Below are 12,273 nucleotides of genomic sequence, written 5' to 3' on the forward strand. Positions count from 1 at the left end.
CCCACTTTTCGGGATCATGCCTTAGGGCGTGTATCCGAAAAGGGGAATGCCGCGCTTCCAATCGTCGGGCGCGGGCTCCGGGCGGCGGGAGCGCCGCGGGGCTGGCGGCGGCGGGCGGCGGCTGGGTTCGACGATCGCCTCTGTGGTCTCTTCCTCAGCGTCGGTGAGGGGCGGCTCGACCGCCGAGGTGGACGATCGGTCGAGTTCCAGGAGATCCTCGATGCTTGCCGGCGGACGTCTCGTGCCGGCGCTCTCTTCATTTTGCACCGGAGGCGCGTCTTCCTCCGGAGGCGCAGTCGCGGTCTCCGGGGCCGGCTCGACTGTGTCTTCCCCCTCTTGGACGTCCATCTCAGGCTGACTGACCTGAGGCGGGCTGACCTCCGGGGTCGTGGTCTCGGCTTCGGTCGTCTCGGGGGGCTGAGCCGGCGGGGCGCTGTCCGGCACCGGCGTCTCGATGGAGGTCTGCGGCTTTGCCGGCGGCGGAGCTTCCGGCTCGGGCGGCCCCTGCCCCGTGACGTCCAGATTCTCCAGCCGCTCCACATCCTCTTCCATGCGGCGGACGGTGAAATGGCCGACGAGCGCATCGGTATCGATGCGTGGCGTGATTTCCTCGATCTGCTCCAGCGGCCCTGCGAGCACCAGGGTCAGCGGCGGCGCATCCTCCACCGGCGGCCTACGAAGCGACATGGTCCATTCGCTGTCGAGGCGCAGGCTCGGCAAGGCGATCAGTCCGGACACGTCGGTGATGGCCTGGTCGTTGGCGAGGCGTCCCTTCTTCAGGCGGACCGTGCCGTTCTGCACCGAGAAGTCCATGACCGTGGCGTCGAAGTGATAGATGCCCTTCGTGATCTCCTTCTGAAGGGTCTCGGCTAAGGCCACGACCTCCTTTTCGTTCACCCGGTTCTGATCGGTCCGCACGGCTTGCCCCAGCATCTGGGCATAGGCGTCGGCGTTCAGCCCGTGGATCTCGCCGGGCCGTAAGGCGAGCCGGCCCTTGCCGCTCAGGCCTGCGATCAAGCCGGGCGGGCTCAGGCCATCGCCGGTCACATGGATATTGAAGCCGTACTCGCTCTTGGCCTGGACCTTCCCCAGAAGCGCTCTTGAGGTTTGGCTCATCTTGGCCGCGGCAAGCTCGGCATGGACGTCGAGATGAGCGCCTTCGCCCCGCGGGGCCAGCTCGCCGGCTGCCGTGAACAGACCGTCGAACAGCTTGCCCTTCAGCACCTTGATATCGAGCTTGCCGGCGTTCGACTGGGCCTTGAACTGAGCCTCCTTCAGGGGGAAGGCATCGCCCAGATACATAGTCTTCGCTTTCACGTGGAGCTGGGTCTTGGCCCATTCCAGCGGTCCGAGCGAGAAGCCGCGGGCGGGCCAGATATCGGCCTTGCCTTGGGTGACCGTGCCCAGCAGCTCTTCCGTGGAGGCGGTGCGCTCCCAGGCGATCAGGGGGCCGAGCATCGCGGGCAGCGAGACCGTGTCTGCGGTGGCGTCGAGATAGATCTCCGCCGCGGGCTCTTTGTCGGTGAGGATATGAGCGCCGAGCTCGACGCGCTCATCCCCGATCTTACCGTTGAGCGGATAGAGATGGATCTCGCCGGGCTTCTTGGTGAGCTTGCCCCTTAGATCGACGGCGAGGTCCCGTGCGCTGGGCGGGACCGCGACGCCGGCAAGCGCCAGCACCATGGCGGCATCGTCGGTGCGGGCGCCGAGCTGGCCTTGCAGGGTGAGGGTCTCGTCGGCATAGGCGCCCTCGCCCGCAAAGCTCGCCTGGAGCGGCCCGGTCAACTTGAGGCTGAGGTCGAGCTCCTTCTCCGGCACGCCCTTCACGGCGAGCACCAGAGTGTTCTTGGCGTCGGCATTGTCGCCCAGGCGGGACTTCAGCTCATCGGCGCTGAGATCGGGTGCGGCCAGCGAGATCAGCGTTTCGGAGGTGACGTCCGCGATCTCGCCTTCCAAATCCACCGTCGCCTTGGAAAGCTCGGAAAGATCGCCCTTGGCAGAGCCGTGCAGATCGACGCCCGCGCCCTTCACCGTGCCGGTGGCATCCAGGCGGCCGACGGAGCTTTCGCCTTCACTCTCCGCCTGCAGCACGAGCTGCAGATCCACCGGGGCGAGGCCTGCAAATGTCCGGTCGCCCAGACCAAGAGTATCGGCAAGGGCCTGCAGGCTCTCCGGCTGATCGCCTTTCACAGAGAGCGCGATGCGGCCTTCGGGGTTCTCGCTCAAGGAGGTGAGCTCGCCGTCGCCGGTCACCATGAGGGCGCCGGGGCTTTCGAATTGGAGGCTGCGAATGTTCAGCCGGTCGTCGGCATAATCGAGCCGGGCATCGATGGCGCCCGCCGGCAGCTCCGGCAGCATCAGCTCGTCGACGTTGAGAGCGATATGGACGGTCGCATCCTGGAGGCCGTTGAAGGCTGACCACAGCCCTGTCTCGGCCTCCTCAGGCTTGCCCTCGCCTTCGGAACTTTGCTCAGGCTTGCCCGACCAAAGGCGTGCGATACCGCCCTCGCCCATTACCTCGCGCAGGTCGAGACGCTCGCTCTCCAGCGCCAGATCGAGCTCTGGTTCGTCGCCGGCCCTGTACCGGAGGACGCCGCCGAATTCGGTGCCGCTGATCGAGCCGTTGATATCGCTCAAGGCGATGCTCTCCGGCGACAGCTCCGCATCGGCCTTCAGCGAGAAATTCCCGGTCGTGGTCTGGCCTGCCAGATCCCGGTCGCCCGCAGCCCAGCGGGTGAGCGTCGCAAGGCGCTTGCCCTTAAGGCTGAGCTCGCCTGCGAAGACTGGCTGAAGGTCGCGCTCCTCGATGGTGCCGGAGGCTGAGAACTCGGTATCGCCCGGCAGACGGGCCTCGAGTGACTCGATCGCAAGCGTGCCGCCTTGGGAGGCGAGGCTCAGATCGATCTCCGTGACGAGATCGCCGCCGAGGCTCGCCTGATCGACCTTGATGTCGACCTTGGCCGCATCGAAATGGGAGGTCTGCTGCAGGGCGAGATCGGCCAGACGCTGAAGCCGCGTGGCCGGATCGGGCTGAACTTTCGCCTTGGGATCTGAGAGCAGTGCATCCACGTCGACCCAGCGCGCGGTCACCTCGCCGGAGGCCGTGTCGATCTCACCGAAATCGACCGCGAACTTGCCCTTCAGCATCTGGGAGCGGCCGCGGCTATGGATGGTCATCTCGAAAGGCGAGAGCGCGACCCGCGCCGGACGGGCATCCAGCTCGCCCTTCAGCTCCACCAGCGAGGTTGAATCCGTGGGCGGTGGCGGCGGCGTCTCCTCGCCATCCTGACGGGTGGCGACAGGCACGCCGTCGAAGACGGCGGTCTCCGAAGGCGGCGGGGCACGGTATGGCAGGAGCCGCGCGGTTACGTCGCCGTCGAAGTATGGCGTTTCGCGCAAGCCGCCCGCCTGGCCGTCGAGGAGGAGCGTGGTACCCGAATTCGCTTCGGTAATGCGCGCCTTCAGGCGAACCTCGCCGTTCTCGTCGGCATTGCCGGTCGAGAAATGGATCTCCTGGCGATCGTCATCGATCAGATAGGTAGCGGCGACCTTATAGGGGCCCGAGAGACTGCCGGCGGTGGCTTCGCCGTCGATATCGTTGATGGCGGCGACCTGCTCGCCCTGCCTGTAGACCTCGATCCGGCCCCCGGTGACGGTGACCGAATCAAAGGCCACTTGCTTGGGCGCGAATGGCAGGGCCGCCTCGCTCAGCCCGACATCGCTCCAGGCCCCGGTGCCGTCGGCGTTGACGGCAAGGCGCAGGACCGGATCGACGATGGTGACCTGCTGGGTTTCCACGGTGCCTTGCAGCAGCGCACCGATATTGAGTGAAGCCTGAAGGGTCTCCGCCTCCATGAAGGGCAGCGTGGTGCCGCCATCGGCGGCCGCGACCGTCACCTGTTCGAAGCGCAGCTCCGGCACGGGCAGAAGGCGCAGCGCGACGGGGCCGCGCACGGTCACGTCGCGGCCCATGACCTTGGTCGCCTGCGCCTCGAAAACGTCGCGGTAATCGTTGAAGTCGACGAAGTACGGAACCGCGAAGAGCGCGCTCAAGGCGACGATCAGCAATACCGTCAGTGAGAGCAGAAAAGAATTCACGTAAGTTCGACCTTAGGGGCGTTGGCGCCGTCTCGTTGTCAACTCGGTGTCGGACCTATCTATCCAGCTTCGTCTGCCGCTGGAATACCATCAGTCTCCGCAGATGGCGAAATTGAGTGTGATTCTCACAGTCTAACCCATGGAGCCTCGCGCACTCGCGCATATTCCACAGGGGATCGGCGCATTTTTCGGGCAAATGCCCTGCCCTCACCTTGCGAAGACCGTGGCTTGAGGCCGTTCAGCTTCCAACCGCGTCAACCACGGCAGCGTAATGGAGGCTGGCCGCGCACAGCACGAAGCCGTGCCAGATCGCATTCTGATACGGCAGGCGCGACAGGTGGAAGATCACGCCGATGGTGTAGAGCACCCCGCCCACGGCGATCAAAACCGCGACGCGGGTGGAAACGGCGTCCGTGAGCGGCGCCCAGGCCGCGACCACCGCCCAGCCTTGCACAAGGTAGAGAACGGTCGAGACGCCCTGCAGGTATCGGGGCGCGGCGAGCTTGATGACGACGCCGACCGCCGCGATGGCCCAGACCACGGCCAGCAGCGTGTGGCCGGTGGAGGCATCCATCTTCATCAGGGCGAAGGGCGTGTAGGTGCCGGCGATCAGGAGAAAGATCGCCGCGTGATCGAGGCGGTGAAAGATCGCCTTCACCTTCGGCCGCACGGTCATGTTGTAACAGGCAGAGCAGGTGAAGCAGGCGACGAGCGCCAGGCCGTAGATCGCCAGGCTCACGACCCAGAGCGTGGTGTTCGACTTCACCCCGATGACCAGCAGGGTCAGCAGCCCGATCAGACTCGCGGCGACGCCGATGACATGTACGCAGCCATCGGCGATCCGCTCACGCAGCGTGTACTCGGGCACCGCCTCTCGATCCCTCTCGATCATGGTCCGTATATGAGAACGGATGTCCATGACGCCGAGATTACGGACGGTTGTGGCGAGTGTGAGGCACTCGCCTGCGCCGGATTGTCCGGTTTTTCCGAGCCTTAGAGGCTCGCGCTCAGCCTAGTTGCCGCAAGCGACCGCACCGGAGGTGCAGACATAGGGCACCACCACGCCGGGCCAGCACTGGGTGTAGGTCTTCCGGGTCACGATATCCGGCTTGATGAGGATCTCCTTAGGAACGACCGGACGAACGGCTTTCCAGAAGGGATCGGGCTCGACCTTCCTGGCACGCATGCTGACATAGCCCCAGCCGCGCTTGCGCTGGACCTGCTTGGCGACCTCGGCAGCGCTTGCCTGAGAGGCCCGTGCGGCGGCCTGGGGCGACTCCGCGCTGTTGGTGGCCTTGATGAGCTCGCACCCGGCCGATGCCGGCGTGGCGCTCGCCAGGCCGAAAGCGGCCAATCCGCAAAGAACGAAAATCGATTTCAACAGCCCGCGCATATCCCTCTTCTCCCAATCTCAATCCGCAAATTCGAATGTTCGGCAAATGCGAGCGGAAATGCCCGCGCGCCGAATTTACGAAATAAAGTGCGCAAAACCAGTGCATGCGGGCCACAATCACCAACAACTTTCGGGATACGGCGCCCTGAAGCGCGCTTTTCTCCTTTCGCGCTCTCCATTGCGGCGGGTGTGACGCGGGAGCGGTCCTTTTTTGCCGGCTTGCGCATGCTATATCTCAGAACAAATGGCGAAGAATCACTCATCGGCCGCCGAAGCGGCCTATCCGGAAGATAACAGGTCCCTCTCCCAGCGCGCCATGGGGCGCCCGGCGCAAGCCTCCTATCTTGAAGGGCTGAACCCGGAGCAGCGCGATGCCGTGGAGAGCCTGGAAGGGCCCCTGCTCGTGCTGGCGGGTGCGGGCACCGGCAAGACGCGGGTGCTGACAACACGCATCAGCCACATCCTCAATCTCGGCAAGGCGCGGCCCGGCGAGATCCTCGCGGTCACCTTCACCAACAAGGCGGCCCGGGAAATGAAGAGCCGCATCGGCGACATGATCGGCGGTGTGGTCGAGGGCATGCCGTGGCTCGGCACGTTCCACGCCATCGGCGTGAAGATCCTGCGGCGCCATGCGGAAGCCGTCGACCTGAAGCCCTCCTTCACGGTGCTCGATGTCGACGACCAGATCCGGCTTCTGAAGCAGCTTCTGGCGGCGGAGAACATCGACGAGAAGCGCTGGCCGGCCCGCATGCTGGCGGGGCTGATCGATAGCTGGAAGAACCGCGGCATCACCCCGAAGCGCGTGCCCGACGGGGAGAGCTTCGCGTTCGGCAACGGCAAGGGACAAGAACTCTATGCCGCCTATCAGAAGCGGCTGAAGGAGCTGAACGTCGTCGATTTCGGCGATCTTCTTCTGGAGAATCTGCGGCTCTTTCAGGAGCAGCCTGACGTGTTGGCCCAGTATCAGCAGCGCTTCCGCTATATGCTGGTGGACGAGTATCAGGACACCAATGTCGCCCAGTATCTCTGGCTGCGGCTGCTGGCCCAGGAGAACCCGAATATCTGCTGCGTCGGCGACGACGATCAGTCGATCTATGGCTGGCGCGGCGCCGAGGTCGACAACATCCTGCGCTTCGAGCAGGACTTCCCCGGCGCCAAGGTGATCCGCCTGGAGCGAAACTATCGCTCCACGAGCCATATCCTCGGCGCGGCCTCAGGCCTGATCGCCCATAACGAGGGGCGGCTCGGCAAGACGCTGCACACGGAAGAGCAGTCCGGCGAGAAGGTGAGCCTGCAGGGCTGCTGGGACGACGAGGAAGAAGCCCGCGTCATCGGCGAGGATATCGAGCAGCTGCAGCGTCAGGGCCATGCGCTGAACGAGATCGCGATCCTGGTGCGGGCGAGCTTTCAGATGCGCGCCTTCGAAGAGCGCTTCCTCAATCTCGGGCTCCCCTACCGGGTCATCGGCGGTCCGCGCTTCTACGAGCGCCAGGAGATCCGCGATGCCATCGCTTATCTCGCCGTCACCCTGAACCCGGCCAACGACATCAAGTTCGAGCGGATCGTCAACGTGCCCCGGCGGGGCTTAGGCGATTCCAGCGTGAAGGCTGTGCGTCAGCTGGCACGGGCCCGCGGCGTGCCCCTGACGCAAGCCGCGCGGATGATCGTGGAAACGGAAGAGCTGACGGCGCGGGCGCGCAAGTCGCTCTCCGGGCTAATCGCCTCCTTCGACCGCTGGCGCGGGCTGATCGACGGCATGAAGCACACGGATCTCGCCGAGCTGATCCTGGACGAGTCCGGTTACACGGCCATGTGGCAGAACGAGAAGAGCCCCCAGGCTCATACGCGCCTCGACAACCTCAAAGAGCTCATCCGCTTCATGGACGAGTTCGAGACCCTTGCCGGCTTCATGGAGCACGTCACGCTCGTGATGGACCGGGAGACGGAGGAGACCGAGGACCGGGTCAATCTGATGACGCTCCACAGCGCCAAGGGGCTGGAGTTCGACACCGTGTTTCTGCCCGGCTGGGAAGAAGGGCTGTGCCCTCATCAGCGGAGCCTCGATGAATCCGGCCGCTCCGGCCTCGAAGAAGAGCGCCGGCTCGGCCATGTGGGGCTAACCCGGGCGCGGAGCCGCGCGAAGATCACCTTCGCCCAGAACCGGCGCACCCACGGCACGTGGCAATCGGCGATCCCGTCCCGCTTCATCGACGAGCTGCCCGTGAACCATGTCGACGTGGTGGAGGACACGGGCTATGGCGGCTACGGCGCCAGCCGGTTCGACACGGTGGAAACCGTTTTCGCCGGCGGGTTCTACGAGACGCCGGGCTGGCAGCGGGCGCAACGCAATCGGCCCGATACGGCCAGTCCCCAGCGGCGGCGCGAGCCGCTGACCATCGAAGGCACCCTGGTGGCGGCCAGCACGGCCGAAGGCAGCGGGTTCAACACCGGCATGCGGGTCTTCCATCAGAAGTTCGGCTATGGCCGTATCGCGTCCATCGACGGCAACAAGCTCACGGTCGATTTCGAGAAGGCCGGCCGCAAGAAGGTGGTCGACAGCTTCGTGGAGCGCACCTGAGGGGCGGCCCGCTGAGTGCGTTCACGCTCCCGGGCCACAGCGTTCATACATCATTGTGCACTGCGTCACGATTGGCCGGGACATTCTTGCAATCTAGGCTAGAATACTGGTTCCAACTGACAGGAGGCCGTGATGCGCAGCCTGATCCTCGGAAGCCTGTTCTGCCTGCTGGCGGCGACGCCCGGCATGCTTGCCGTATCGCCCGCGTCCGCCCTTTCCGACGCCACGACGGATAGCAGCGACCGCTTCCCCTTCGTTGTCGAGATCAAGCGGGACGGTAAGCTGATGTGCTCCGGCACGGTGCTCTACCCCCGCATCGTGGTGACGGCCGCCCATTGCGTTCAGAAGAAAGTCTATTGGCGTGGCGGTCTCGTCTATGTCGATGAATATGCCGCCGCCGATGCGCTGACCGTCTCGGTGACCCGCCACGGCGAGGCGCGCGAATACCGCGTCACGGATGTCGACGTATCGCCGGACTGGCGCCGGGTGATCCGGAATTCCAATGCCGGAGACAGATTCCTGCATGACGTGGCGGTGATCGTGACCGCGGAGCCGGTCGCCGTGGGGCTTCCGCCGGGGCTGATGCAGCTTGCCCGCACGGCGGCTGCCGCCGAGGCGGCTCAGTATCACGCCGACGACCGGCCAAGCCCTCAGACCGATGACGCAGACGCGCTCGGACCCCTGGACGGGCACGGCGTAATCGTCGCCTTCGGGGCCGACCATTGCGAGCCCATGCGCGGCTGCGACAATGCCGGTATCCGGCGCTACCAGCCCGTGGTCATCAAGCAAAGCGTGGAGTGCTTCCGAAACCGCTACACGCGGCCCAAGCATCCTTCCCTGTCGCCCGCGGCCGGGGACGATGTCCCGCCGGCCGTCTGGTGCATGGAGTCCCTGGTGTTCCCCGGCGATAGCGGCGGCGCGCTCTTCGTAAAGGGGGCGGACGGTACGCTTTCCTTCATGGGGGTGATCTCCGCCCAGCAGGGCCTGCCCCCGACCCTGGCCGTCCTGCAGCGTAACAAGCGGAGCGTGGCCAGCGCGCTCTACCCCAATCTCGGCTTCATCACCGAGGCGGCGCGCAAGCTCGGCTATGTCCCCTAGAACCAGCTCGCCGTAGGAATTTCTTTCGCCCTCACGTTGCGACCGCCACCCGGTCGGCTAAGATCGCGTGCGACGGCCCGTCACATGCGGGTCGCGATTCATCGATAGATTTTGCACATTTGATTGCCGTCACGGGGGTTTCAGCATGGCTTACAAATTCGAGGTTTACACGGACAAGAAGGGCGAGACGCGGTTTCGCTTCAAGGCGTCCAACGGCGAGGTGATGTTCGGATCCGAGGGCTACAAGGCAAAAGCCTCCGCCATGAAGGCCATCGAGTCGATTCAGAAAAACGCCCCTGGCGCGGATGTCGACGACCAAACCTAACGGCCGGTCTCAAGGCCCGGCGGCGGAGGCGTCTCCTCCTGCCGCCGATCCTCCCGGCACTATCGAGCCGCCGGGCCATTTCATTCCGCTCACGCGGAAATATCTTCGCGCCAGCCTGCTAAAATACCTCAAGGACGACGGCGCGGATGTCCGCCCCTTCACCCACGCGCTGCACTGCCTGGCCTCCTGGCGTCATAACCAGTACCGGACGCGGCTACTGCATCTTCTGGAAGACTACCTGCCCTTCCTGCCCGACGGCGACACGACCTGTCTCGCCGATGTGACGGAGACGGAGAAGTCGGCCGCCCATCGCCGCTTCATCGATGGCGTCCAGGCCCTGCTGGAAAGCGCCAATTACCGTCGCCTGCGAGAAGAGGATATCCAGAAGCTTCTCGACGCGAAGACGCCTTACGGGCTCCATCTCAACGTGGACCTCACCGCCTTCGACGATGTGCTGATCTATTACCGCGGCACGGCGGAACGGGTGCGCGAGGCGCGCAATCCCTGGCTGCTTTACTTGCGCAAGGAGCAATTCAACGAGCCGCTGTTCCAGCGCCTCTTCCTGCTGCTCAAGCTGAAACCCGTCGAGGCCCGCGCCAAAGAGCTGATGGATCAAGACGGGATCGACTATGGGAAAGCTGAGAAGAAGGTGCGCAAGATCCGCAGCCAGCTGCCCGTGGGCGTCACCAGCAGCCACATCTATCTGAAGCTGTTCAAACGCATCCCCAAGGTCGATGTGGAGATGCTGTTTCCCAACACGAAGATCTCCTTCCGCCCCTTCGACAAGCTGAAGCTCTTCGTCACAGCGGGCGGAGGCACGGTGGCGGGCGTCGCGGGCTCCGCCAGCAAGCTTCTCGTCGCCACCAACCCGATCACGCTCTCCATCGCGCTCGCCGGACTATCGGGCGTGGTCTTTCGGCAGGTGATGGGCTTCTTCAACACGCGCAACCGCTACATGATGGTGCTGGCCCAGAACCTCTATTTCTGCACCCTCGCCAATAATCGCGGCGCGCTGACCCTGATCGCCGACCGGGCGGAAGAGGAAGACACCAAGGAGGACATGCTGCTCTATGTCTTTCTGGCCCGGCGGGAAGCGGTCTCGCGGGACGATCTCGACGCTGTCGCGAACGATATCCAGACGTTCCTGAAAGAGCGCTGCGGGGTCTCGGTGACCTTCGATCTGGCGGATGCGCTGCGCCGGCTCGAAGAGGACGGACTCGTGAGCGAGGACGAGGACGGCGAGCTCACGACCATGGCGCCGGAGGATGCCCGCGCCCATCTCGATGGGTTGTGGGACGGGCTGATGGACCCGGGCTGCATGGAGCGAGTCGAAAAGGCTAAGCCCGCCTTCGAGGCGCTCTAGGCTTAGGCTTCCGGCTCCGGCATCTCCTCGGCGGGTACGGCCTCCGGCCGCAGGATCGCGTAGAGCGCCACGATGCCGATAAGCAGCGCACCGGCCACCGCGGGTGCTTTGAGATCCCCCGTCGTGACGCGCACGGCCACCAGCACGAAACAGGTGATGAGCCCCAGCACGGGCACGATCGTGGGGACTTCGAAGCGGCCCTTCGGCTCGCCCGGGCGCCGTTTCAGGACTATGAGTGCTGCGTTCGCCACGGCAAATATGGTCAACAGCAGCAGCACGGTGGCGGCGGCGAGATCGGAGATCGTGCCCGCCAGAGCAAGCGGCACGACGATGATCAACAGGGTGAGGATTGCGACATGGGGCGTGCGCCGCTCCAGATGCACCTTGCTCAAGGCCCGCGGCAGGAGCCCTTGGCGCGCCATGCCGAAGAGGAGGCGCGAGGCGGTGACGTAGTTCACCAGCGCGGTGTTGGCGACGGCGAAGAGGGTGATAGCGGTGAAGAGAATCGGCGGCAGAAGCGGGGCTGCCCGATGCACCACCTCGGTAATCGGTCCCGGCGCCTCCGCGAGCTCCGGCCAAGGCACCACCGACACCGCGGTAATGGCCACGGCGACATAGATGATCGCCGCGGCGGTCATGGCCAGGATGATACCAAGGGGCACGTTCCGCCCTGGATCCTTCACCTCCTCGGCGACATTGAGGGTGTCCTCATAGCCGATGAAGGCGAAGAAGGTGAGGATTGCGCCCTGGAGGACGAGGAGCCATTGGGTGTCCGCGCCCGGGACCTGCGGGGTTTCCATATAATCGACGCTGCCCCAGTAGGAGACGCCGACGGCGATGACGATGATCAGGCCGGTCGCCTCCACCAGGGTGCATACGACGTTGACCCACATGGATTCCTTGATGCCGCGAAATACGATGGCGGCCAGCACGAGCAGGAAGCCGAGGGCGAGCACGCTCAAGGGAAGACTTTCCCACCCCAGGAGCGTCGCGAGATTGGCCGCGAAGACCCGGGACTGAGTGGCCACGGAGGTGAGGCCGGAGCAGACGAGGGCGAGCCCCACGGTGAAGCTCAGCAGCGGCCAGGAGAAGGCGCGATGGGCGATGTAGGCCGCGCCACCAGCTCTGGGGTAGCGCGATCCGAGCGAGGCGTAGGAGAGGCCCGTGAGCAGCGCGGCGACGAAGGCGACGAGAAAGGCGAGCCAGACGGCATTGCCCACCTGGCCGGCCGCCTTGCCGATCAGACCGTAGATGCCGGCGCCCAGCATGCTGCCGAGGCCATAGAGCGCCATCTGCCACGGACCGATGCTCCGCTCCAGCTTCGGCTCGCCACTGGGCACAGATCGGCCCTCGTCCGGAGATACAGTCATTGCGCCGCCCGCCCCCTTAGGCTAACCGCGAGGTCCGGAGCTGGCGTG

Annotated in this window: 8 protein-coding genes; 4 read left to right on the forward strand and 4 right to left on the reverse strand. The window is 65.0% G+C overall.

Annotation, left to right across the window (positions count from 1 at the left end; genetic code table 11):
* Window positions 1-21: 21 nt before the first annotated feature.
* From ACFQ2F_RS11500 to ACFQ2F_RS11510, 3 genes are all read right to left on the reverse strand, one after another.
* Window positions 22-4,098 carry an AsmA family protein gene (locus ACFQ2F_RS11500; RefSeq protein WP_379089972.1) on the reverse strand — a complete coding sequence of 1,359 codons (4,077 nt, stop codon included), beginning with the start codon at window positions 4,096-4,098 and terminating at the stop codon, window positions 22-24.
* A gap of 238 nt (window positions 4,099-4,336) precedes the next feature.
* Entirely contained in the window at window positions 4,337-5,017 is a 681-nt protein-coding gene (trhA, locus tag ACFQ2F_RS11505; protein ID WP_379089974.1) for a PAQR family membrane homeostasis protein TrhA, read from the reverse strand.
* Window positions 5,018-5,110: 93 nt separating this feature from the next.
* Window positions 5,111-5,491, reverse strand: coding sequence for a hypothetical protein (locus ACFQ2F_RS11510; RefSeq protein ID WP_379089976.1), 381 nt, complete (start codon window positions 5,489-5,491; stop codon window positions 5,111-5,113).
* A 244-nt stretch (window positions 5,492-5,735) separates the two neighbouring features.
* On the opposite strand from ACFQ2F_RS11510, the gene ACFQ2F_RS11515 reads away from it, so the two are divergent.
* The 4 genes from ACFQ2F_RS11515 to ACFQ2F_RS11530 all read left to right on the forward strand — a co-directional run bounded on the left by ACFQ2F_RS11515 (window position 5,736) and on the right by ACFQ2F_RS11530 (window position 10,855).
* Entirely contained in the window at window positions 5,736-8,069 is a 2,334-nt protein-coding gene (locus tag ACFQ2F_RS11515; RefSeq protein WP_379089978.1) for an ATP-dependent helicase, read from the forward strand.
* 132 nt (window positions 8,070-8,201) lie between these two features.
* A complete protein-coding gene (locus ACFQ2F_RS11520) occupies window positions 8,202-9,167 on the forward strand; it encodes a trypsin-like serine protease (RefSeq protein ID WP_379089980.1) in 966 nt (321 codons plus the stop codon).
* Window positions 9,168-9,312: 145 nt separating this feature from the next.
* Entirely contained in the window at window positions 9,313-9,492 is a 180-nt protein-coding gene (locus tag ACFQ2F_RS11525; protein ID WP_379089982.1) for a YegP family protein, read from the forward strand.
* A complete protein-coding gene (locus tag ACFQ2F_RS11530; RefSeq protein WP_379089984.1) occupies window positions 9,473-10,855 on the forward strand; it encodes a DUF3754 domain-containing protein in 1,383 nt (460 codons plus the stop codon). Before ACFQ2F_RS11525 ends, ACFQ2F_RS11530 begins: the two co-directional genes overlap by 20 nt.
* 2 nt (window positions 10,856-10,857) lie before the next feature.
* Here the strand turns inward: ACFQ2F_RS11530 and ACFQ2F_RS11535 are convergent, their stop codons facing one another.
* Window positions 10,858-12,225, reverse strand: coding sequence for an APC family permease (locus tag ACFQ2F_RS11535; protein ID WP_379089986.1), 1,368 nt, complete (start codon window positions 12,223-12,225; stop codon window positions 10,858-10,860).
* Window positions 12,226-12,273: the final 48 nt, after the last annotated feature.

Origin of the sequence: Methyloligella solikamskensis, from assembly GCF_042676065.1 — a bacterium.
In the GTDB taxonomy this organism is placed as follows: domain Bacteria; phylum Pseudomonadota; class Alphaproteobacteria; order Rhizobiales; family Methyloligellaceae; genus Methyloligella; species Methyloligella solikamskensis.